This is a genomic window from Metapseudomonas resinovorans (assembly GCF_002003485.1).
Lineage (GTDB): Bacteria > Pseudomonadota > Gammaproteobacteria > Pseudomonadales > Pseudomonadaceae > Metapseudomonas > Metapseudomonas resinovorans_D.
On the sequence record NZ_BDMA01000057.1, the window covers coordinates 252815 to 273879 of the forward strand.

23 protein-coding genes are annotated in these 21065 nt (G+C 64.8%); 8 read left to right on the forward strand and 15 right to left on the reverse strand.

What is annotated here, in order from left to right; genetic code table 11:
* Nucleotides 1-60: 60 nt before the first annotated feature.
* The 11 genes from lipB to MnOB_RS16090 form a co-directional block, all read right to left on the reverse strand.
* Nucleotides 61-687 (reverse strand): lipoyl(octanoyl) transferase LipB, encoded by a 627-nt coding sequence (lipB, locus tag MnOB_RS16040; protein ID WP_077525209.1) that lies wholly within the window; start codon nt 685-687, stop codon nt 61-63.
* Nucleotides 687-968 carry a DUF493 domain-containing protein gene (locus MnOB_RS16045; protein WP_077525210.1) on the reverse strand — a complete coding sequence of 94 codons (282 nt, stop codon included), beginning with the start codon at nt 966-968 and terminating at the stop codon, nt 687-689. The genes lipB and MnOB_RS16045 overlap by 1 nt, the downstream gene beginning before the upstream one ends.
* A gap of 74 nt (nt 969-1042) precedes the next feature.
* Nucleotides 1043-2206 carry a D-alanyl-D-alanine carboxypeptidase family protein gene (locus tag MnOB_RS16050; protein WP_077525211.1) on the reverse strand — a complete coding sequence of 388 codons (1164 nt, stop codon included), beginning with the start codon at nt 2204-2206 and terminating at the stop codon, nt 1043-1045.
* A gap of 59 nt (nt 2207-2265) precedes the next feature.
* Nucleotides 2266-3276, reverse strand: a complete 1011-nt coding sequence (locus tag MnOB_RS16055; RefSeq protein WP_077525212.1) for a septal ring lytic transglycosylase RlpA family protein — start codon at nt 3274-3276, stop codon at nt 2266-2268.
* 3 nt (nt 3277-3279) lie between these two features.
* Complete coding sequence (mltB, locus tag MnOB_RS16060; protein ID WP_077525256.1) at nt 3280-4269, reverse strand: lytic murein transglycosylase B; 990 nt, start codon at nt 4267-4269, stop codon at nt 3280-3282.
* Nucleotides 4270-4304: 35 nt separating this feature from the next.
* Nucleotides 4305-5450 (reverse strand): rod shape-determining protein RodA, encoded by a 1146-nt coding sequence (rodA, locus tag MnOB_RS16065; RefSeq protein ID WP_077525213.1) that lies wholly within the window; start codon nt 5448-5450, stop codon nt 4305-4307.
* Nucleotides 5447-7345, reverse strand: a complete 1899-nt coding sequence (gene mrdA / locus MnOB_RS16070; protein WP_077525214.1) for a penicillin-binding protein 2 — start codon at nt 7343-7345, stop codon at nt 5447-5449. Before mrdA ends, rodA begins: the two co-directional genes overlap by 4 nt.
* A gap of 9 nt (nt 7346-7354) precedes the next feature.
* Entirely contained in the window at nt 7355-7822 is a 468-nt protein-coding gene (gene rlmH, locus MnOB_RS16075) for a 23S rRNA (pseudouridine(1915)-N(3))-methyltransferase RlmH (RefSeq protein ID WP_044872302.1), read from the reverse strand.
* A gap of 12 nt (nt 7823-7834) precedes the next feature.
* Nucleotides 7835-8188 (reverse strand): ribosome silencing factor, encoded by a 354-nt coding sequence (rsfS, locus tag MnOB_RS16080; protein ID WP_077525215.1) that lies wholly within the window; start codon nt 8186-8188, stop codon nt 7835-7837.
* Between the two features lie 22 nt (nt 8189-8210).
* Complete coding sequence (gene nadD / locus MnOB_RS16085; protein WP_077525216.1) at nt 8211-8855, reverse strand: nicotinate-nucleotide adenylyltransferase; 645 nt, start codon at nt 8853-8855, stop codon at nt 8211-8213.
* Nucleotides 8855-10120 carry a glutamate-5-semialdehyde dehydrogenase gene (locus MnOB_RS16090; RefSeq protein WP_077525217.1) on the reverse strand — a complete coding sequence of 422 codons (1266 nt, stop codon included), beginning with the start codon at nt 10118-10120 and terminating at the stop codon, nt 8855-8857. Before MnOB_RS16090 ends, nadD begins: the two co-directional genes overlap by 1 nt.
* Before the next feature lie 273 nt (nt 10121-10393).
* Here MnOB_RS16090 and MnOB_RS16095 point away from each other — a divergent pair, with 273 nt between their 5' ends.
* Nucleotides 10394-11623, forward strand: a complete 1230-nt coding sequence (locus tag MnOB_RS16095; protein WP_077525218.1) for an alpha/beta fold hydrolase — start codon at nt 10394-10396, stop codon at nt 11621-11623.
* A 255-nt stretch (nt 11624-11878) separates the two neighbouring features.
* Here the strand turns inward: MnOB_RS16095 and MnOB_RS16100 are convergent, their stop codons facing one another.
* The gene (locus MnOB_RS16100) at nt 11879-12724 is read right to left on the reverse strand and encodes a class I SAM-dependent methyltransferase (protein ID WP_077525219.1); all 846 of its coding nucleotides are present in this window, start codon (nt 12722-12724) and stop codon (nt 11879-11881) included.
* A gap of 115 nt (nt 12725-12839) precedes the next feature.
* Between MnOB_RS16100 and MnOB_RS16105 the strand changes: the two genes are divergently transcribed.
* Both MnOB_RS16105 and MnOB_RS16110 read left to right on the forward strand, forming a co-directional pair.
* Nucleotides 12840-13550: a DNA-3-methyladenine glycosylase gene (locus MnOB_RS16105; RefSeq protein ID WP_077525220.1), complete on the forward strand. Its 711-nt coding sequence runs from the start codon at nt 12840-12842 to the stop codon at nt 13548-13550.
* Entirely contained in the window at nt 13547-14863 is a 1317-nt protein-coding gene (locus MnOB_RS16110) for a bifunctional DedA family/phosphatase PAP2 family protein (protein ID WP_077525221.1), read from the forward strand. The genes MnOB_RS16105 and MnOB_RS16110 overlap by 4 nt, the downstream gene beginning before the upstream one ends.
* A gap of 28 nt (nt 14864-14891) precedes the next feature.
* Here the strand turns inward: MnOB_RS16110 and MnOB_RS16115 are convergent, their stop codons facing one another.
* The 3 genes from MnOB_RS16115 to MnOB_RS16125 are packed head-to-tail and all read right to left on the reverse strand — an operon-like array spanning nt 14892 to nt 16567.
* Nucleotides 14892-15482 carry an LON peptidase substrate-binding domain-containing protein gene (locus MnOB_RS16115; protein WP_077525222.1) on the reverse strand — a complete coding sequence of 197 codons (591 nt, stop codon included), beginning with the start codon at nt 15480-15482 and terminating at the stop codon, nt 14892-14894.
* Between the two features lie 9 nt (nt 15483-15491).
* Nucleotides 15492-16208 carry an LrgB family protein gene (locus MnOB_RS16120; RefSeq protein ID WP_077525223.1) on the reverse strand — a complete coding sequence of 239 codons (717 nt, stop codon included), beginning with the start codon at nt 16206-16208 and terminating at the stop codon, nt 15492-15494.
* Complete coding sequence (locus MnOB_RS16125; protein WP_077525224.1) at nt 16205-16567, reverse strand: CidA/LrgA family protein; 363 nt, start codon at nt 16565-16567, stop codon at nt 16205-16207. The genes MnOB_RS16120 and MnOB_RS16125 overlap by 4 nt, the downstream gene beginning before the upstream one ends.
* Nucleotides 16568-16781: 214 nt before the next feature.
* On the opposite strand from MnOB_RS16125, the gene MnOB_RS16130 reads away from it, so the two are divergent.
* From MnOB_RS16130 to MnOB_RS16150, 5 genes are all read left to right on the forward strand, one after another.
* A complete protein-coding gene (locus MnOB_RS16130; protein WP_077525225.1) occupies nt 16782-17237 on the forward strand; it encodes a MaoC family dehydratase in 456 nt (151 codons plus the stop codon).
* A gap of 87 nt (nt 17238-17324) precedes the next feature.
* The gene (locus tag MnOB_RS16135; protein WP_077525226.1) at nt 17325-19052 is read left to right on the forward strand and encodes a C13 family peptidase; all 1728 of its coding nucleotides are present in this window, start codon (nt 17325-17327) and stop codon (nt 19050-19052) included.
* A gap of 28 nt (nt 19053-19080) precedes the next feature.
* On the forward strand, nt 19081-19722 hold the full coding sequence (locus MnOB_RS16140) for an oxidoreductase (protein ID WP_077525227.1): 642 nt from the start codon (nt 19081-19083) through the stop codon (nt 19720-19722).
* A gap of 97 nt (nt 19723-19819) precedes the next feature.
* Nucleotides 19820-20431, forward strand: coding sequence for a class I SAM-dependent methyltransferase (locus tag MnOB_RS16145; RefSeq protein WP_077525228.1), 612 nt, complete (start codon nt 19820-19822; stop codon nt 20429-20431).
* 52 nt (nt 20432-20483) lie between these two features.
* On the forward strand, nt 20484-20951 hold the full coding sequence (locus tag MnOB_RS16150) for a YbaK/EbsC family protein (RefSeq protein WP_077525229.1): 468 nt from the start codon (nt 20484-20486) through the stop codon (nt 20949-20951).
* Nucleotides 20952-21065: the final 114 nt, after the last annotated feature.

A 21065-nucleotide genomic window follows, 5' to 3' on the forward strand; every position in this document is an offset into this window, starting at 1 on the left:
TAACAAAACGGCCCCCTCTTCCGATGGAAGAGGGGGCCGTCGTTTTTCGGGAGTCTGCGTCTACTGCGTGTAGCCCAACCGCCGGCGCAGAGCCTGCTCCAGGCGCTGGGCAACCTCGTCGAGCTGCGGCGGCGTGTCGATCAGGTCCTTGAGCTGCACCATCTTCAAACCGGCGTAACCACAGGGATTGATCCGCCAGAATGGCGACAGGTCCATGTCCACGTTGAGCGCAAGGCCGTGGAAGGAGCAGCCGCGGCTGACCCGCAGTCCCAGCGAGGCGATCTTGTCGCCGTTCACATAGACGCCGGGAGCGTCCGCCTTGGGCGCCGCCTCGACGCCGTAACCTGCCAGCACATCGACCAGGCTCTGCTCCAGGGCGGTCACCAGCTCACGCACACCCAGTCCCAGGCGACGCAAGTCCAACATCACATAGGCCACCAACTGGCCAGGGCCGTGGTAGGTAACCTGACCACCGCGCTCGACCTGGATGACCGGGATGTCTCCCGTCTCCAGCAGATGCTCGGCCTTGCCGGCCTGGCCCTGGGTGAACACGCGAGGGTGCTGCAGCAGCCAGATTTCGTCGGGCGACTGCGCATCGCGTTCGGTGGTCAGGTGGCGCATCGCTTCCAGAGTCGGCAGGTAGTCCACCAACCCCAGATGACGCACGATGAGTTCGGCGGACGCCACTAGAGGACCATGTGCACGCGGCCAGTGGCGCGCAGGTCGACATGGATCGCTTGCAGTTGGTCGACGCCGGTAGCGGTGATCAGTACCTGCACCGAGAGGAAACGACCATTGCGGCTATCGCGCACCACGAGGGTGCCGGCATCGAGGTCTGGAGCGTGGCGCCGGATGATTTCGATCACCAGGTCGGAGAAACCATCGAAGGAATCGCCGATCACCTTGATGGGATAGCGCTCGCAGGGAAACTCGATTTTCGGGGGTTGTACGTCAGGGGTATCGGTCATGGTAGCGGCGGACTCGTGATCCGCGATGCGGACGCCTCGTTCCCGTACAGGGTGCGAGGCGTCGGCTCAGTTGGTCAGTTGAACAGGCCGTAGAAGAACAGGCGGATGCTATCCCACAGGCGGCGGAAGAAACCACCTTCCTCGACGGTCTCGAGGGCGATCAGATCGGCACTGTGGACAACCTGGTCTTCCATCTTGACCTCCACCTTGCCGATCACGTCACCCTGCTTGATGGGGGCGATCAGTTGCGGATTCAAGGTCATGCTGGCCTGCAGCTTCTTGGCCTGGCCTTTCGGCAGGGTCAGCGTCAGGTCCTGGGCCAGGCCCGCCTTGGCTTCGCGGACAGCGCCCTTCCACACCTGGGCTTTCGCCAGTTCGGCGCCCTTCTGATAGAAGGTCTGGGTTTCGAAGAAGCGGAAGCCGTAGGTCAGCAGCTTCTGGGTTTCGGCGGCACGGGCCTGCTCGCTGTTGGTGCCGAACACCACGGCGATCAGACGCATGTTGTCACGTACGGCGGACGCCACCAGGCAGTAGCCGGCCTCGTCGGTGTGGCCGGTTTTCAGGCCGTCGACGGTCTTGTCGCGCCACAGCAGCAGGTTGCGGTTGGGCTGCTTGATGTTGTTCCAGAAGAATTCCTTCTGGGAGTAGATGGCGTAGTGAGTCGGGTCTTCGTAGATGATCGCGCGGGCCAGGGTGGCCATATCGTGAGCGGTGGAATAGTGCTCAGGATTGGGCAGGCCGGTGGCGTTCATGAAGTGGCTGCCGGCCATGCCGAGCTTCTCGGCGGTGGTGTTCATCATGTCGGCGAAAGCGTCTTCGCTGCCGGCGATGTGCTCGGCCACGGCCACGCTGGCGTCGTTGCCCGACTGGATGATGATGCCGTGCAGCAGGTCGCTCAGGGTCACCTGGGTGTTCACCTGGACGAACATGCGCGAACCGCCGGTGCGCCAGGCGTGCTCACTGATGGTCACCGGGTCGCTCTCGCCGATCTGGCCCTTGCGGATCTCCAGGGTGGCGATGTAGGCGGTCATCAGCTTGGTCAGACTCGCCGGAGGCAGACGCTGGTCGCCGTTGTTCTCGACCAGGACCTGGCCGCTCTGGGCGTCCATCAGCACATAGGATTTGGCGGCCAGTTGCGGCGGCGACGGGATGATCTGCTGGGCCGCCATGGAGACCGGCGCGACGATGAGCAGGGCTGCGGGCAGAAGTACGCGTTTGGCAAAACTGAAGATGTTCATCCGTCTCTCTGAGAAATAGCTAATGGTCTATCAGGCCCTTGCGGGCAAAGAAGAAGCCGTCAGTCCGGCTTCACCAGGGTGGGTTGGCCGAGGTTGGCCAGGCGCACGGAGTTTTGCACCTCTTGTGCCTCACCCTGAGTTCCGATCGGCCCCAGGCGTACCCGGTGCAGTATCTGCTGGTTGCGCACGACCGAGCTGATGAAGACTGGTGCACTCACCGTCTCGCTCAGCTTGGCCTTGAGGAGTTCCGCAGCGTCCGGATTGGCGAAGGCGCCCACCTGGAGATACAGGCCAGACGCTGCGAGTGAATCGTTTTTTTTTGCGTCGATCTGCACGGGCAGCACGGCGGCGGCATGTTGCTGCGGCGGCGGGGTGTACTGCTCGATCGGCGCGCTGGCGACCTGCACGACAGGCTGGGGTTGAGCTTGAGGTTTCGCCTGTGCAGCCATCTTCGGCTGGGCGAGGACCATGGGCACCGGACGCCCCTGGGCAGCCCACCACTCATGGGGATCGATGCCCTCGACCTTGACGCGGGCGGTACCGGTCTCGGCGTAGCCAAGCTTCTTCGCCGCGGCGAAGGACAGGTCGATGATGCGATCGGAATAGAACGGACCACGGTCGTTGACCCGCAGAATGACGTTGCGGCCGTTGTCGAGATTGGTCACACGGACATAGCTCGGCAGCGGCAGGGTCTTGTGCGCGGCGGTCATACCGTAGAGGTCATAGGCCTCGCCATTGGCGGTGGCCTGGCCATGGAACTTGGTGCCGTACCAGGACGCCGTGCCTACCGCCTGATAACGACGCGCGTCATTCATCGGGTAGTAGGTCTTGCCCAGCACGGTATAAGGATTGGCCTTGATCGAGCCGTAATGCGGCATCGGCACGGCATCGGGAATGCGCGAGACATCGACGTCCCACCATGGCGCGCCGTCCCTGTGGGGACGCGCATAGTCTCCAGGACCAGAAATCTGCCCGCCCGGTTGGACCGGTTCCGGCGCTCGGCTGCTCGAGCAGCTGGCCAGCAACAATGCTACGGCGCCGTAGACAGCGACTCTTATCGTTTGTGGCATCGGTTAACGCCCGCCCCTTGCGTTGACCAGCAGTTCGGATAGCTGATGCACTGCCATGGCATACATCGCGCTGCGATTGTAGCGGGTAATGACGTAGAAGTTCGGCAGTCCCATCCAGTACTCCGCCCCCTCGTCACCCTCCAGCCTGAAAGCCGTAACCGGCACATCATCGCGCAGTGCGTCGCTGCTTGCCCAGCCCAGCGTCCTAAGATCGCCGACGTTCTTCACCGGGTCCAGTCCCTGGGTCAACCCTTCGTCGATTCGATCACCGCGAACCTGGGCACGGCTGACCACCGGGGCACCGTGCACCCAGCCGTGGCGTTTGAAGTAGCTGGCGACGCTGCCGATGGCATCCACCGGGTTGTTCCAGATGTCGATGTGACCGTCGCCGTCGAAGTCCACGGCATAGGCGCGGAAGCTGCTTGGCATGAACTGCGGCAGGCCCATGGCGCCGGCGTAGGAGCCTTTGAGCATCAGCGGATCGACCTGTTCTTCGCGAGCCAGCAGGAGGAACTCCTTGAGCTGCTTGCGGAAGAAGTCGGCACGCGGCGGGTAATCGAAGCCGAGGGTGGACAGCGCATCGATCACACGGAAGTTGCCAGTGTTGCCGCCATAGAAGGTCTCGACGCCGATGATCGCGACGATGACCTGGGCCGGCACGCCGTATTCCTTCTCGGCACGGGCCAGGGCCTCGGCATGCTGGTTCCAGAAGGTGACGCCCTTCTGGATGCGTGCCGGGGTGATGAAGATCGGGCGGTAGTCCTTCCAGGGCTTGACCCGTTCCGCAGGGCGGGAAATGGCGTCGAGGATGGACTGCTTGCGTTCCACTTCACGGAACAGGTCCACCAGTTGCTCGCCAGCGAAACCGTAGTCACGGGTCATCTCGGCGACGAACTCGGCCACCTGCGGCGATCCCTCATAGTCCCCGGAAAATGCAGGTGCGGCTGCCCCCAGCAGTCCCACCAGGGCAGCCCCGGAGGCTGCCAACTGCATCCATTTGCGCAGTGCTTTCAAATCATTCACTCGTTTCAAACCTGGGCGATCCATTTGCGATGGGTATGGATCGCCATCAACACCCCAAACCCTGACAGCAGCGTCACCAGATGGGTTCCGCCGTAGCTAATGAAGGGCAGGGGCACCCCCACGACCGGCAGCAGTCCACTGACCATGCCGATGTTGACGAACACGTATACGAAGAAGGTCATGGTCAGACTGCCTGCCAGCAACTTGCCGAACAGGGTCTGCGCCTGGGCGGTGATCACCAGGCCACGGCCGATCAGGAGCAGGTAGACCAGAAGCAGCAGGCAGGCGCCTACCAGGCCGAACTCTTCGCCGAGGACGGCAATGATAAAGTCCGTGTGGCTTTCGGGCAAAAAATCCAGGTGCGACTGGGTGCCCAGCAGCCAGCCCTTGCCGAACACCCCGCCCGATCCGATCGCGGCCTTGGACTGGATGATGTTCCAGCCGGTACCCAGCGGGTCGCTCTCCGGATCGAGGAAGGTCAGTACACGCTGCTTCTGGTAGTCGTGCAGCACGAAGTACCACATGGCCACCGCCACCGGCACCACCGCAGCCACCGCGCCGGCGATCCAGCGCCACTGCAGGCCGGCCATGAACAGCACGAAGGCGCCGGACGCCAGGATCAGCAAGGCGGTGCCGAGGTCGGGCTGCTTCAGGATCAACACGAAGGGCATCAGGATCAGCACCAGGCTGATGGCGATGTGCTTGAGCTTGGGTGGAAGGTTGTGCCGCGACAGGTACCAGGCGATGGTCGCCGGCATGATGATCTTCATGAATTCCGAGGGCTGGAAGCGGATCACGCCGGGGATGTTGATCCAGCGGGTGGCCCCCATCGCCGTGTGCCCCATGATTTCCACAACCCCCAGCAATGCGACTCCGACCACGTAGGCCAGAGGCACCCAACGGGCCATGAAGCGCGGCTCGAACTGGGCGATGACGATCATCGCGCCGATCCCCAGACCGAAGGAGCTGGCCTGCTTCATCAGCAGGTCCCAGTGCTTGCCGCTTGCCGAGTAGAGGACGAACAGGCTGCCGGCCGCGAGCATCAGGATGATCAGCAGCAGCCAGCCATCGATGTGCAGGCGCTGCAGGAGGGTGGCGCGGCGCTTGAGCACGTCCTCCTTGGAGATGGTGCGGTCGAAGTTGCTGTTCATCGAATGGCGCTCTGCTGCTCGGCCAGCGGTTGCGGTGGCCGGAACTCGGGTTTCAACTGGCCGTCGTCGCCGAGGAGCCAGGCATCCATCACCTGCTTGACCACAGGTGCGGCAACGCCCGAGCCGGACTCGCCGTTCTCCACCATCACCGCCACGGCGATCTTCGGATCTTCAGCCGGGGCGAAGGCGACGAACAGGGCATGGTCACGGTGGCGCTCCTGCACCTTGGAGCGGTCGTACTTCTCGCCCTGCTTGATGGCCACCACCTGGGCGGTACCGGACTTGCCGGCGATACGGTAGACGGAGGAGGCGCCGACCTTGTGCGCCGTACCCCGCGCACCGTGGACCACCTGTTCCATGCCGTTGCGGCCGGCATCCCAGTATTTCGGGTCGCGCAGGATGATGTCCGGCATCGGGCTCGGGTCGATCGGCGGCCGGCCCTCGATGGTCTTCGCCAGGTGCGGACGGATCCACTTGCCACGGTTGGCCATCAGCGCCACAGCCTGGGCGAGTTGCAGCGGCGTGGACTGCATGTAGCCCTGGCCGATGCCGAGAATGAGGGTTTCGCCCGGATACCACGCCTGGCGATAACGGGCTCGCTTCCAGTCGCGCGACGGCATCAGGCCGGAGGATTCCTCGAACATATCGAGGGCCACGCGCTGCCCGAAGCCGAAGCGGCTCATGTAGTCATGCAGGCGATCGATGCCCATTTTATGCGCAAGATCGTAGAAGTAGGTGTCATTTGACCGCATGATCGCGGTCTCCATGTTCACCCAGCCGTCGCCACTGCGGTTCCAGTTACGGTATTTGTGGTCGTAGTTCGGCAGTTGGTAGAAGCCCGGGTCGAACACGCGGGAGGCGGGCGTCACCACGCCTGCGTCCAGGCCGGACACAGCCACCATCGGTTTGATGGTCGAACCTGGCGGGTACAGACCGCGCAACACGCGGTTGTAGAGCGGCCGATCGATGGAGTCGCGCAACTCGGCATAGGCCTTGAAGCTGATGCCGGTGACGAAGGGGTTGGGGTCGAAGCTGGGCTGGCTGACCATCGCCAGCACGTCGCCAGAGGACGGTTCGATGGCGACGATGGCGCCACGCCGACCCGCCAGGGCTTGCTCGGCCGCCTCCTGCAGGCGCACATCGAGGGTCAGGACCAGATCCTTGCCGGGTTTCGGGTCGGTCCGCTTGAGCACACGCAGCACGCGGCCACGGGCGTTGGTCTCGACTTCCTCGTAACCCACTTCGCCGTGCAACTGGTCTTCGTAGAAGCGCTCGATGCCGGTCTTGCCGATGTGGTGGGTACCGCTGTAGTTCACCGGATCGAGCTGCTTGAGCTCTTTCTCGTTGATCCGGCCGACATAGCCCACGGAATGGGCGAAATGCGCGCCCTGCGGATAGTGGCGCACCAACTGCGCCACGACGTCGACGCCTGGCAGACGGAACTGGTTCACCGCCACGCGGGCGATCTGTTCTTCGGTCAGCTCGAACAGGATGGGAACCGGCTCGAACGGCCGACGCCCCTGCCGCATACGCTTCTCGAACAGTGCGCGATCATCCGGCGTCAGTTGCAGCACCTCGACGATCACGTCGAGGGTTTTCTCCCAGTCGGCAGCCCGTTCGCGCGTGACGCTGAGACTGAAGCTGGGCCGGTTGTCCGCGATGATCACGCCATTGCGGTCGAAGATCAGCCCCCGCGTGGGCGGAATCGGCTGCACATGGACGCGATTGTTCTCGGACAGCGTCGAGTGGTACTCGTACTGGATCACCTGCAGGTAATAGAGACGGGCGATCAGCACGCAGGTCAGCAGCAGCACCGCCACCGCGCCCACGACCACGCGCCGACGCACCAGGCGGGCGTCCTTCTCATGGTCTTTCAGGCGAATCGGCTGCGGCATGGACAGGGCTTACTTGTGATAGGGATGGCCGGACAGCACAGTCCAGGCGCGATAGATCTGCTCGCCGATGAGGATGCGAACCAGCGGATGCGGCAATGTCAGCGGCGACAGCGACCAACGCTGCTCGCTGCGCGCGCAAACCTCCGGCGCCAGCCCTTCCGGGCCGCCGACCATGAGGTTGACGGTGCGCGAATCGAGACGCCAGCGGTCCAGCTCGGCAGCCAGTTGCTCAGTACTCCAGGGCCGACCTTGGACTTCCAGGGTCACGATGCGTTCCCCCGGCTGAACCTTGGCCAGCATGGCCTCGCCCTCCTGGCGGATCATCCGCGCCACGTCGGCATTCTTGCCGCGCGTGGTCAGGGGAATTTCCACCAGTTCCAGGCTGAGCTCGGAAGGCAGGCGCTTGACGTACTCGTGCCAACCCTCTTCCACCCAGCGCGGCATCCGCGTGCCAACAGCGATCAGACGTAGACGCAAGGGACGCCCCGCTTACTCGTGGCTGTGGTGCGCGCGGCTCTGCTCAGCGCCCTGCCACAGGCGCTCCAGGTCGTAGAACTGGCGGGTGGCGACTTGCATCACATGCACCACGACATCGCCCAGGTCCAACAGGGCCCACTCGCCGCCGTCCAGGCCTTCGCTGCCCAGGGGACGCACGCCTTGTTCCTTGACCTTCTCCAGCACGTTCTCGGCCATGGATTTGACGTGACGGCCGGAGGTACCGCTGGCAATCACCATGAAGTCGGTGATGCTGGTCTTGCCGCGTACGTCGATGGTGGTGATTTCCTGACCTTTCAGGTCTTCCAGGGCCGCGATTGCGACCTTGACGAGTTCTTCGTTTTGCATCGGGTTCAACTACCTCAGTGAATCAGTTCGGCGCACGGTAAAGGTCGTGCGCATGGATATAGGCCAATACGGCGTCGGGCACGAGAAAGCGCGCCGAGCGCCCCTCCCCCAGCAATTGGCGAATCTGGGTGGCGGAAATTGCCAAGGGGGTCTGCCAGACGAAGGCTATCTGCCCGGCCGGCCCCTGTAGGGATTGCGGGTCGACGGCGCTACGCGCCGCCAACAGGTCACGCAGGTCTTCCGGAGCCTCGCTGTCGGCATCCGGACGTTGCAGGACCAGGATGTGGCAATGGTCGAGCAGCTCACTCCAGCGATGCCAGCTCGGCAGTCCACAGAAGGCATCCCAGCCGACCAGCAGGAACAGCTGGTCATCGGCGTCCAATTCGGCACGCAGGGACTCCAGCGTCTCGATGGTCCAGGACGGCCGCTCGCGCTTGAGCTCACGGTCGTCCACCACCAGCGGCGCTACTCCGGCCACGGCCAGCCGCACCATCTCCAGACGCTGCGCAGCGGACACTCGCGGGCTGTCGCGGTGCGGCGGCCGCGCACTGGGAATCAGGCGCAGCTCGTCGAAGCCGAACTGCTCGGCCACCTCGACGGCGCTGCGCAGATGACCGATGTGCACAGGATCGAACGTGCCGCCGAAGAGACCGATGCGCTTGCCCATCAGGTGCGTACGTGACCGTCGCCGAAGACCACGTACTTCTCGCTGGTCAGGCCTTCCAGACCGACCGGCCCACGTGCGTGCAGCTTGTCGGTGGAGATGCCGATCTCCGCGCCCAGGCCGTACTCGAAACCGTCGGCGAAGCGGGTCGAGGCGTTGACCATCACCGAAGCGGAATCCACTTCGGTGAGGAAGCGCCGGGCATCACTGAAGTTCTCGGTGATGATCGCGTCGGTGTGTTGCGAGCCGTAGGCATTGATGTGCTCGATGGCCTGGTCCAGGCCGTCGACGATGCGGATCGAGAGGATCGGCGCGTTGTACTCGGTGCGCCAATCTTCTTCGGTCGCCTCCAACACGTCCTTGCCCAGCAGGGCGCGGGTGGCGGCGTCGCCGCGCAATTCCACACCCTTGTCGCGATAGATGGCGGCCAGGGGCGGCAATACGCGGGCGGCGATAGCCTCGTGCACCAGCAGGGTTTCCATGGTGTTGCACGGCGCATAGCGCTGGGTCTTGGCGTTGTCGGCCACGCGGATCGCCTTGTCCAGGTCGGCAGCAACATCGATGTAGACGTGGCAGATGCCGTCCAGGTGCTTGATCACCGGCACCTTGGCCTCGCGGCTGATGCGCTCGATCAGGCCCTTGCCGCCGCGCGGGACGATCACGTCGACGAACTCCGGCATGCTGATCAGCGCGCCCACGGCAGCACGGTCGGTGGTTTCCACCACTTGCACCAGCTCGCTCGGCAAACCGGCTTCGGCCAGGCCCGTCTGGATGCAGCGGGCGATGGCCTGGTTGGAATGAATGGCCTCGGAACCGCCGCGCAGGATGGTGGCGTTGCCGGACTTCAGGCAAAGGCTGGCGGCATCGATGGTCACGTTCGGCCGCGATTCGTAGATGATCCCGATCACACCCAGCGGTACGCGCATCTTGCCCACCTGGATACCGGACGGCAGGTAACGCATGTCGCGGATCTCGCCGATGGGGTCCGGCAGGGTGGCGACCTGACGCAGGCCCTCGATCATGTCGTCGATGCGCGCCGGGGTGAGTGCCAGGCGATCGAGCATAGCTGGCTCGAGGCCATTGGCCCGGCCATTGGCCAGGTCCTGCTCATTGGCGGTGGACAGCTCGGCACGAGCTGCATCCAGGGCATCGGCGGCAGCCAGCAGGGCGCGGTTCTTCTGCGCGGTGCTGGCACGGGCGGCCACACGCGAGGCGGCGCGTGCGGCGCGGCCAAGGCGGGTCATGTAATCGAGAACGGACTCGGTCATGGTCTCGGGTTCTGGCGAAAGGAAAGCGGCTGATTATAGCGGCCGCGCTCGCCCGCGCCCAGCGGCGCCGGGCGGATGGTAGACAGGCCATTCCACGGGCCTTTTTCGGTAACGACGCAAACCTCGGCCCAAGCGGGCCGCGGTCTGGACGGTGACACCCGGCCACCGCGCCCGCCCGAAGGTTGGGTAAACAAAAGTGTCTCCGCTGTTTACCTTCCAATCGCAGTCGTCGCAGAAGAACAAGAAGCGCCCCCCGGCGCCGGAGAATCCGCCATGCGTTACCAGACCGACTTCGCCCCCCAGCACCTGAATGATGCACCCCGCATCCTCCAGGTCGGCACCTGGACCCTGCACTACCAGGCCTTCTCCCAGCACGCCGAAGACACTCGCGAGCCGATCCTGATGCTTGGCGGCGCCTTCCAGAGCTTCCGCTCCTTCGTCTCCGAGGTGCAGGAGCTGTTGCCCCGCCACCCGGTGATCCTGCTCGATCTCCCGAGCCAGGGTGGCAACCTGCAACTGGCGCCCGAACTTTCGCTCGAACAGCTGGCTGACCTGATCGCAGCCTTCGCCGAAGAACTCCGGCTACCGCCGTTGATGCCAATCGGCCTGTCCTATGGCTCCGCTCTGGCAGCCCTGTTCGCGGTTCGCCATCCACGGCATTGCGCACGCCTGCTGCTCGCTGGAATCACCGCGTTCGGCCGCCCCGGCGCCCGCCGCATGCTGGAAGAAAGCCTGGACCTGCTAGCCGAAGGCCAGGTCCAGCGCTTTGCCCAAGGCGCCCTGACCGGTCTGATCAATCCCCTGCGCCTGGAGGAAACCGGAATCTCGCCGGTCTTTCGCAAGGCACTTTTGCGACAGATGCAGCGCCTTTCCCCGCAGGAACTCGAACGATACCGGCAAAACAGCCAGCGTCTGCTGGACTTTCAAGGCTTCGCGCGCCACCCGGCTTGCCCCACCCTGGTGCTGGCCGGCGAGTTCGATCACTTCACCCAGCCCTGGGAGCACGCGGGCTTCGCCGCTGCCTGCGCCGATGCCGACTGCGCACTTATCCACAATGGCGATCACCTCGCCCAGTTCGAACAGCGCGAGGCCTGCGCCAGCTTCTACCGTCCGTTCCTCCTCGGTAGCACCCTGCCCCTTGCCGCCCCTGGTGCCACGCGCCTGGCCCGCAATCGTCTGGACCGCCTGGAACGACGGCAGGAACTGCGCCTGGCCCCATTGAACCGGCGCGGCCGGCTGCTTCACGACGAAGCAGGCGAGTGGCCGGTGGAAGTCAACGAACTGGGCTTCTTCGGCGGCCTGCTGGCCGGCAACCTGCCGAGCGCACTGCCCTCGCGTGGTTGGCGCCTACAGGCCGGCGATCTGCCGGAACTGGATGCCCTGCCCTTGCGTCATGAGGGCGATTGCCTCGCGCTGGTCTTCCCCCACACCGATGCGCAGGCCAGCGACGCGCTGGCGGCCCAGGTGGTACAGACCGAGCCACAGGTGGTGGCCTACGCCTGAACGTAGAACATGGAATTGCGGTATTCCCCTGGAAGGGGACGCCCGTCCCGGGCACAAGGTCGATTTCTTTAGCTCAGCCTGGACCGTAGGGTGCGCTGTGCGCACCGATTCCGGGATCAGCTTCGGCACAAAACCGCTGGTGCGCACGGCGCACCCTACCGAATCGGCTGCATCCTGTTAGCCCAGTCACTCGAATCGTCACAGGTGACTCAGGACGTGGTCTCCCAAGTTCGCTCCCACATCAGCAGTCCATCCTCAGGTTCGCGCCTCCACCACCCTCACCAGCGCCGGCCCGGCATCCGACAGCGCCGACTCCAGCTCCTTCGGATCATGCACCCGGACTTCCCCGAAGCCGCAGCCTTCAAAGCCCGCGACTATGGCGTCGTCTCCCCGGTAATGCAGGTAATAGCGACCTCGGGTGAGCCGACCTACCAGATCGATGCCCCAGCGCAACTGGCGATAGCGCGGATGCTCGCGCAGGTCGGGATAGAGGTCGGTGAGGTAGGTGGCAGCCGGGAACTGCTTCAGCTGGTCCGCCAACCGGCTCCAGAAGGCTTCTATCACCGGCAGTTCGAAGTAGTTCACCAACCCTTCGGTGATCACCAGTACCGGCGCGTCATGATCCAGCCCGGAAAACAGCGCCTGCAGGTCGTTCACGCCCTGCTCGGCGAGGATATCCACAGGGCGCACCTGATGCCGCGCGCCCAGCCAGCCTTCTTCATGGAGCAGCAGGCGCTTGCGTGCGGCCATGGGTGGCAAGTCGGCCTCCAGGTAACGCAGCTCCGGATAGCGGGAACAGAAGCGCCTTCCCCGGGGCGACAGACCGCAGGCGATCTCCACGACCTGGCGCACCCCGCGCTGCTCGATGGCCTCGCTCAACAGCGCATCGATCAACAGATGGCGCTGCAACAGGAAGCGCTCGACATCCAGCCCGAAGGCCACCCGCGCGCCCCAGCTCACTGGCGCCAGCACGCCGTGGGCGAAGCGTCCGAAGGGCGTAACGAAGGGGGCTTCGGCAAGCTGGTGGCGATACCAGACGTAACCGGTGTAGTGCGCACTGGGGGTGATGTGGGCACTGTCGAGACGGGCAGCTCGGGACATGGCAACGGGCTCTTGTTATTTTGCGTGACGATTCCGACGCCGGCGTTCAGCTTCGGCTCAGCAGGCTTCCGTATAATCGCGAGCCTATTCCGACCCGTAACCCTGCGACAGCCCCATGTCCTGCGATCCCATCCTTAGTTTGCCCTGGCCGGGTGCCCGCCCGCTGACCGATGCCTTTTTCGACCGCGATGCCCAACTGGTGGCCCGCGAGCTGCTGGGCAAGGTGATCCGCCACCGGGCAGGCGACCGCTGGCTATCTGCCCGCATCATCGAGACCGAGGCCTATTACCTGGTGGACAAGGGCAGCCACGCGTCCCTCGGCTACACCCACAAGCGTCGCGCGCTGTTTCTCGATGGCGGGCACATCTATATGTACTACTCCCGTGGCGGCGACTCGCTTAACTTCAGCGCCCACGGCGCCGGCAACGCGGTGCTGATCAAGTCCGGGCATCCCTGGGTGGACGCCATCTCTCCCGCCGACGCCCTGGCCGCCATGCAACGCAACAACCCCGACGCCCAGGGCCAGCCTCGCCCCGCCGACCGCCTCTGCGCCGGCCAGACGCTGCTGTGCAAATCCCTTGGCCTGAAAGTGCCTGACTGGGACGGCCAGCGCTTCGACTGGCAGCGCCTGTTCGTCGAAGACGTCGACGAACGTCCCGCCTGCATCATCCAGACCGCGCGCCTGGGCATCCCCCACGGCCGCGATGAACACCTGCCTTACCGCTTCGTCGATGCCGCCTATGCTCGCCATTGCACACGCAACCCGCTGCGCCGCGGGCAGGTCGAAGGATTCGACTACACGCTGATCGAGGACATACACGCATGAGTCAATGGTTCGACCAGGTCACCGCCTGGCTTGGCGCCAACCCGGAATGGTTGGGCCTGGCCATCTTCCTGATCGCCTGCATCGAATGCCTGGCTATCGCCGGCATCGTCGTACCGGGCGTAGCGCTGCTGTTCGCCGTCGGCGTGATGGCCGGCAGCGGCGCCCTGGAACTCTGGCAGACCCTCCTCCTGGCCTACTGCGGCGGCCTGGTGGGCGACTTGATCTCCTACGGCCTGGGGCGACGCTTCCACCAGAACATCCGCCGTCTGCCCTTGCTGCGCGGCCACCCCGAATGGATCACCGGCGCTGAGAACTACTTCCAGCGCTATGGCATCGCCAGCCTGCTGGTGGGCCGCTACATCGGTCCGCTGCGTCCCATGTTGCCGATGGTAGCGGGCATGCTCGACATGCCCTTCCCCCGCTTCGTCGCCGTCAGCATGCTGGCGGCCGCTGGCTGGGCCGTGGCCTACCTGGTTCCCGGCTGGGCCACCGGGGCGGCATTGCGCCTGCCGCTGCCGGAAGGTTTCTGGAGCGAAGCCGGGGTCGTGATAGTCGTGGTCGTCGCCATGCTCGGTCTGATCATCCACAGCACGCTTCGTGAGAAACGCTCGGCCAACCCATTGGCGGCCGGACTGTGCCTGGCGGCCCTAGGCGCCCTGTTGATCGGCTGGCCACACCTGCAGGCCCTGGACCAGGGACTGATGGCGCTGGTTCAGGAGCAGCGCCGGGATGGTTTCGATCATTGGATGGTGCTGGTCACTCGTGTCGGCGACTTCGAGACCCAGTTGCTCGCCGGCGCGCTGCTCGGCGCCCTGTTACTGCTACTGCGCCAGTGGCGCCCAGCCTGCTTTGCCATCGGCACCCTGCTGATCACGGGGTTGGCCAATACCGGCCTCAAGCACCTCTACGCACGCGCACGTCCCGAGGTTCTGGTCGAGCCGCTGACCACCTTCAGTTTCCCCAGCGGCCACAGCTCCGCGGCCTTCGCGTTCTTCCTGGTACTGGGCGTTCTGGCCGGGCGCGGCCAGCCGGGGCGCCTGCGCCTGACCTGGCTGCTGCTGGCCTGCTTGCCGGCCCTGGCCATTGCCCTGTCGCGGGTCTACCTCGGCGTGCACTGGCCCACCGACATCCTCGCCGGCGCTTTGCTGGCTGGCGGCATCTCGGCGGCCGGCCTCGCGCTGATGCAGCGTGCGGCGCCACTGACGGCGATGAGTGCGAGGGTGTGGGCGCTGATCCTGCCGGCCTGCCTGGCCCTGCTTGGCGGCGTCGCCACCTGGGCCCTGCCGGAAGCACTGGCGCGTTACACCTACTAACGGCTGCGCCAGGCACGACAGGAAGTAGTCAGGCGATGGATTCGCCCTGCAGCTGATCGAGCAGGCCCTGGAGGAAGTCCAGGCGCTCGTCGGGATCGCTCAGGGTCAGCAGGTGAATCTTTTCCTTGATGTGGAACGGCAGCAGGTAGGACAGCTGATTCGCCAGCGCCTGCTGCCCGTCCACCACGCCGCCCATGCCCAGCCCCTGGACCATGGGGTGCTCGGCCAGGGCGTTGAGCAATGCGGCCAGATCAGCATGCTCCCCGCGCAGGGGGCGCTCAGGCTCATCGGCCAGCCATTCGACTTCAGCGAGGGTCAGTTGGTCGCGCAGCACTTCCGCCTTGCTCACATGGAAGCGCCGCCCACCTTCCACGCGGATGCCCAGCAAACCGTTGGGACGCTGCTGCCAGTCGCGGATCAGCGCCTCGCAGCCGATGGCGGCGAAGCGACTGGCCGCCTCGCCCACTTCCTGGCCTTCAAGAATGCAGACCACGCCGAAGCCTTCGCCCTGCTTCATGCAGCGCCCCAGCATGTCCAGGTAGCGCGCCTCGAATATCTGCAAGTCCAGCGTGCAACCCGGAAACAGCACGGTGTTGAGCGGAAACAGCGGCAACTTCATGCATCGACCTCAAGCAATCATGGCAACGGCGAGCGGCAGCAGCACCGCTGTGGCGACACCCATGAGGCTCATCGCCAGGGCGGCGAACGCACCGCACTCCTCGCCTTCCTGCAAAGCCCGCGCGGTGCCCACGGCGTGAGCGGTGAGTCCCAGGGCCATGCCCTGTGCCGCCGGGTGACGCACACCGCAGCGGCGCAGCAGCTCCGGACCGAGAATGGCGCCGAGCACGCCGGTGATCAGCACGAACACCGCCGCCAGGGCCGCCACGCCGCCAAGCTGCTCGGCCACCAGCATGGCGATGGGCGAGGTCACCGACTTCGGCAACAGCGTCATCAGGACCATGCGCTCGGTGCCGAACCACCAGCCCAGTACAGCTACCGACAGCGTAGCGAAGAGCCCACCGAACACCAGCGTCAGCAGGGTCGGCCAGAGCAGCTGGCGAATACGCCGCAGGTTGAGGAAGAGCGGTACGGCCAGCGCGACAGTGGCCGGACCGAGGAAGACCGTCAGAAGTTGCGTGCTCTGACGGTACTCCTGGTAGGTGATACCGAAGGCCAGCAGCACGCCGATCAGCAGCAGCATGGACAGCAGCACCGGCTGCAAGAATACCCAGCGGGTCTTTTCGTATGCCGCCAGGGCCAATTGATAGGCCGCCAGGGTCATGCCGAAGCCGAACAGAGGGTGATGCACCATCGCCTGTATCGCGGCTTGCCAGTCGAGGCTCATGTGTCCTCCCGGCGATTTGCCTGTCGATCGATGAGCTTCTGCATCATCCAGCCACAGAAGAGGAAGGTCGCCAGCAGGGACAGCACCAGCACCCCGACTATGGCCCAGAAATCCTCCCAGATGGCCTGCGCATAAACCATCACGCCCACTGCCGGCGGCACCAGCAGCAGCGGCAGGTAGCGCAGCAGGCTGCTGGCAGCCAGGCTCAGCGACTCGCTCACTTCGCCGCGCGCCAGCAGGTAGAGGAACAGCAGCACCAGGCCGATGATGGGCCCCGGCAGCATCGACAGGAACAGGGCATTGAGCCCGCTACCGATCAGCTGGAACAGCACCAGCCAGGTCAGTCCGCGCAACAGCATGAAATTCTCCACGGGTCAGGTCCGGCCAGGCAGGGCCTCGGCCGGGACGGGGGCATTATAGGCTCGCCCGACGCCTCGCTATAACCCGCCATTCGCAGGGGGCATGGCGTCTTGACCCGACGGGTCCGGCATGGTGATCTAAGCGCTGCATGCAAGACCGGGCTCACCCCCGAATCAATAAGAATTACAACACTGCATCCACGGAGGATGACGTATGGCGTTCGTACCAGTAGCGGAACTGAAGAACTACGTTGGCAAGGAACTCGGCCACTCGGACTGGATAAGCATCGACCAGAACCGTATCAACCAGTTCGCCGAATGCACCGAAGACCACCAGTTCATCCATGTCGACCCGGAGCGCGCCAAGCAGACGCCCTTCGGCTCCACCATCGCCCACGGTTTCCTCAGCCTGTCGCTGATTCCCAAGCTGATCGACGGCCTGCTGGTCCTGCCCGAAGGCGCGAAGATGGTGGTGAACTACGGCCTCGACAGCGTGCGTTTCATCCAGCCGGTCAAGGTCGACTCCCGTGTGCGCCTGGCCGTGAAGGTCATCGACGTCAACGAGAAGAACCCCGGCCAGTGGCTAATCAAGGCCCTGTGCACCCTGGAGATCGAAGGCCAGCAGAAGCCCGCGTACATCGCCGAGTCCCTCAGCCTCTGCTTCGTCTGAGCCGCTCCTCGCCGCCAAAAAAGCCCGCAATCGCGGGCTTTTTTGCGCCACACTGAAAGGCAGATGCCGACCAGGACAAGCACCCCGATGAAGCCGCTTCTGCCCCTCACCCTCGCCATCCTGCTCGCAGCCTGCGGCGAGGGCGAACCCCTGACGCCGCCGGACGCCCGCCTGCCGGATGGCTCACGCTACCGCGGCGAACTGGTCGACGGCCTACTGCAGGGGCCGGGCCGCCTCGACTACAACAACGGCACCTGGTTCGAAGGTCAGTTCAAGGATGGCCAGCCGGAGGGCCAGGGCGAATGGCACGGGCCCGGCGGTCTGGTCTACATCGGCGAATTCAAGGCGGGCCTGTTCCATGGCCAGGGCCGCCTCGCATACGGAAACGGCACTACCTACGAAGGCGGCTTCGCCCAGAACCAGTTCCACGGCGAAGGCACCCTGCGCCAGGGCGAAGTCACCTATCGTGGCCAGTTCCACAACGACAAATACCAGGGCTTCGGCATCCTCGAATGGACCGACGGCAGCAATTACCAGGGCCTCTTCAAGGCCGGCCAGCCAGAGGGCGAAGGCGTCCGTACCGATGAAGCCGGCAACCGTTTCAGCGGACGTTTCATACGCGGTCAGCTGGAGGGCCAAGGGGCCTATCAGGGCCAGGACGGCTCCAGTTACATCGGTGAGTTCCGCAACAGCCTGTTCGACGGCAAGGGGCGCTTCACCAGTGGTGACGACGATGTCTGGAGTGGGACCTTCAAGGAAGGCAACCTGATTGGCCAGGGCGAATTCACCGGAGCCGACGGCAGCCACTACCTGGGGCACTTCCGGCACTGGCGCTACCAGGGCGAAGGCATCCTTTCGCTGGCCGACGGCAGCCGTTACCAGGGGAACTTCAGCGACGGACTCTACAGCGGGAGTGGCAGCCTAACGCGATCGGATGGCAAGCAGGAAACCGGCACCTGGCAGGAGGGGTCCCGCATCCGCGACGAAAAGGGCAAAGCCCTGCCCGACCCGCTGGAAATCGGCCTGCTGGCCCAGGGTCACCTGCTCGAGCAGGCCATCGATGCCTTGCCGGTCTCCACGCCGGAGGTGGAGCTTTACTCCATCACCCTCGCGGGCGACGGCCGCCAGAGCGTATTCCTGCGTGAAGCGGATTACGTCTCCAGACTCCTGGCCGAACGCTTCGGCGCCCACGGTCAGCTCACCCTGGTCAATCACCGCGAACACATGGCCGACCGCCCACTGGCCACCCGAGAAAGCCTGTCCCGTGCGATCAAGGCCGTCGCCAGGCGCAGCGGCCCGGAAGACCTGGTGTTCATCTACCTCACCAGCCACGGCTCACCGACCCACGAACTGGCCCTGGAGCAACCCGGCCTTCAGCTGGGCCACCTGCCGGCACAGGAGCTCGCGGACCTGCTCACCCCTCTCAAGGACAGGTACAAGGTGCTGGTGATCTCCGCCTGCTACTCCGGCGGATTCATTCCACCTCTCAAGGACGACAGAACGCTGATCATGACCGCTGCGCGTACCGATCGTGTGTCCTTCGGCTGCTCCGAGGAGAATGACTTCACCTACTTCGGCCGTGCGCTGTTCGCTGACGCCTTCAGCGAAACCGACGATCTGGAGCGCGCATTCGGCATCGCCCGGGAGAAAGTCGCCGAACGCGAGAAGGCCGACGACTTCGAGGCCTCGGAACCACAGATCTGGGCGCCCAAGGGTGTCACCGCGCGCTGGCGTGCACTTCGCGAACACCAGGCGGAACAGGCCCTGACCGCACAGAGCGCCGAGGACCCCGACAAAACCGCTCTTAGTCACTAAGCTCAGTGTGTATCAGCGGAGAAACAGCATGCATTTGACGCCCCAGCCCATACTGCTCGCCGGCGCCACTGGATTGACCGGCGAGCACCTGCTCGACCGCCTGCTCAACGAACCCACGGTAGCCCGTGTCCTGGCCCCGACCCGGCGCCCGCTGGCTGAACACCCGCACCTGCTGAACCCCGTCGGTCCGCTGGCCGAACTGCTGCCGCAATTGGAGGGACGGGTCGACGTCGCCTTCTGCTGCCTGGGCAGCACCATCCGCCAGGCCGGCTCCCAGGAGGCTTTCCGCGCAGTCGACCTGGACCTGGTCCTGGCGTTCGCCCAACGCGCCCGCGAGTTGGGCGCCCGGCACTTCATCGTGATCAGCGCGCTGGGCGCCAACCGCGCATCCTCGATCTTCTACAACAAGGTCAAGGGCGAGATGGAGGAAGCCCTCAAGGCAATGGACTGGCCGCAACTGACCATAGCCCGCCCGTCGCTGCTGATCGGGCCACGCAGTGAATTCCGCTTCGGCGAACGCCTGGCCGCCGCCTTCATGCGCTGGCTGCCGGGCAAATTCCGCGGCATCGACGTCTGCACCCTGGCCCGCGCACTCTGGCGCCTGGCGCTGGAGGAGGAAGACGGCATTCGCATCATCGAGTCGGACGACCTGCGCCGCCTCGGGCGCTGACAACGGCGGGAGCACACCCGCCAATGGCCGAAATCCCCGCGCCCTTGTGATTTACCCCTGCTAAGGTGGACGGCGTCCTTCGCCGGAGACAGCCAGCATGGGCTTCTATGATCGCCACATCCTGCCCCACCTGATCGACTTCGCCTGCGGCATGGGACATGTGATGAAGACCCGTTCCCTGGTCGTGCCCCAGGCTGAAGGCCAGGTGCTGGAAATCGGCATCGGCACCGGACTCAACCTTGCTTTCTACGATTCCTCCCGTGTCAGCCGCGTCACCGGCGTCGACCCCGCTGCGCAAATGCAGGCCCTGGCGCGTCGACGCGCCGAGGCCATCGCGATCCCCGTAGACACCATCGCTTTGGAGCTCGACGAGATCCAGGCTGCCGACGCCAGCTTCGACAGCATCGTCTGCACCTTCACCCTCTGCACCATTCCGGACGCAATCGCCGCCCTGCGTGAAATGCGTCGCGTACTCAAGCCCGGCGGACGCCTGCATTTCGCCGAACACGGCCTGGCGCCAGACCTGTCCGTGGTGCGCTGGCAGCACCGGCTCACCCCGTTGTGGAAACCGCTGGCCGGCGGCTGTCACCTCGACCGCGACATCCCGCGCCTGATCGAAACGGGCGGATTCAACATTGGCGAGCTGCACAGCAGCTACCTGCCCGGCCCGAAACCCATGACCTTCGTCTACCGCGGCTGGGCGGATTGACGCCGGCTTGCGGCTGAACAAGGATTCGACCTTTATCCAGAGGGATCGCCCCATGAGCCTCGAATCGGTCCGAGCCTTCTTCGCCGGGAAGGCGCCGGAAATCGACATCATCGAATTGCAGACCAGCACAGCCACTGTCGCCTTGGCGGCTGAAGCCCATGGCGTTGAACCGGGCAGAATCGCCAAGACCCTGGCCTTTCGCATAGGCGAGGATGCCGTGCTGGTGGTAGCGCGTGGCGACGCCCGCATCGACAACCGCAAGTTCAAGGAAACCTTCGGCGCCAAGGCCAAGATGCTGGATGCCGACACGGTGGAAGCCCTGACTAGTCATCCGGTGGGCGGGGTTTGTCCGTTCGGGCTAGCCACCCCGCTGGCGGTCTATTGCGACCGGTCCCTGCAAGCCTTCGATGAAGTGGTGCCAGCGGCAGGTGCCGTGCACAGCGCAGTGCGCATCACCCCGGCCTACATGGCCGAGCTGGTGGAAGCGAAATGGGTGGACGTCTGCCAGGAGCCGGAATGAATCAGAGCGACATCTCGCTCTGTTGTAGGGGCGAATTCATTCGCCAAGGGATGCGCAGCATCCCCCGCAAACCCGAGGGCCGAGCCTACGGCCCGGTTGGCGAATGAATTCGCC

Coding starts and splice junctions, on each gene's coding strand:
- MnOB_RS16105 (WP_077525220.1), top strand. CDS start 12,840: ATGTCCTGCGATCCCATCCTTAGTTTGCCCTGGCCGGGTGCCCGCCCG.
- MnOB_RS16055 (WP_077525212.1), bottom strand. CDS start 3,276: ATGCCACAAACGATAAGAGTCGCTGTCTACGGCGCCGTAGCATTGTTG.
- MnOB_RS16150 (WP_077525229.1), top strand. CDS start 20,484: ATGAGCCTCGAATCGGTCCGAGCCTTCTTCGCCGGGAAGGCGCCGGAA.
- MnOB_RS16135 (WP_077525226.1), top strand. CDS start 17,325: ATGAAGCCGCTTCTGCCCCTCACCCTCGCCATCCTGCTCGCAGCCTGC.
- rodA (WP_077525213.1), bottom strand. CDS start 5,450: ATGAACAGCAACTTCGACCGCACCATCTCCAAGGAGGACGTGCTCAAG.
- MnOB_RS16140 (WP_077525227.1), top strand. CDS start 19,081: ATGCATTTGACGCCCCAGCCCATACTGCTCGCCGGCGCCACTGGATTG.
- MnOB_RS16120 (WP_077525223.1), bottom strand. CDS start 16,208: ATGAGCCTCGACTGGCAAGCCGCGATACAGGCGATGGTGCATCACCCT.
- MnOB_RS16130 (WP_077525225.1), top strand. CDS start 16,782: ATGGCGTTCGTACCAGTAGCGGAACTGAAGAACTACGTTGGCAAGGAA.
- mltB (WP_077525256.1), bottom strand. CDS start 4,269: ATGCAGTTGGCAGCCTCCGGGGCTGCCCTGGTGGGACTGCTGGGGGCA.
- nadD (WP_077525216.1), bottom strand. CDS start 8,855: ATGGGCAAGCGCATCGGTCTCTTCGGCGGCACGTTCGATCCTGTGCAC.
- MnOB_RS16125 (WP_077525224.1), bottom strand. CDS start 16,567: ATGCTGTTGCGCGGACTGACCTGGCTGGTGCTGTTCCAGCTGATCGGT.
- mrdA (WP_077525214.1), bottom strand. CDS start 7,345: ATGCCGCAGCCGATTCGCCTGAAAGACCATGAGAAGGACGCCCGCCTG.
- MnOB_RS16145 (WP_077525228.1), top strand. CDS start 19,820: ATGGGCTTCTATGATCGCCACATCCTGCCCCACCTGATCGACTTCGCC.
- MnOB_RS16110 (WP_077525221.1), top strand. CDS start 13,547: ATGAGTCAATGGTTCGACCAGGTCACCGCCTGGCTTGGCGCCAACCCG.
- MnOB_RS16100 (WP_077525219.1), bottom strand. CDS start 12,724: ATGTCCCGAGCTGCCCGTCTCGACAGTGCCCACATCACCCCCAGTGCG.
- MnOB_RS16050 (WP_077525211.1), bottom strand. CDS start 2,206: ATGAACATCTTCAGTTTTGCCAAACGCGTACTTCTGCCCGCAGCCCTG.
- MnOB_RS16045 (WP_077525210.1), bottom strand. CDS start 968: ATGACCGATACCCCTGACGTACAACCCCCGAAAATCGAGTTTCCCTGC.
- rsfS (WP_077525215.1), bottom strand. CDS start 8,188: ATGCAAAACGAAGAACTCGTCAAGGTCGCAATCGCGGCCCTGGAAGAC.
- MnOB_RS16095 (WP_077525218.1), top strand. CDS start 10,394: ATGCGTTACCAGACCGACTTCGCCCCCCAGCACCTGAATGATGCACCC.
- MnOB_RS16115 (WP_077525222.1), bottom strand. CDS start 15,482: ATGAAGTTGCCGCTGTTTCCGCTCAACACCGTGCTGTTTCCGGGTTGC.
- MnOB_RS16090 (WP_077525217.1), bottom strand. CDS start 10,120: ATGACCGAGTCCGTTCTCGATTACATGACCCGCCTTGGCCGCGCCGCA.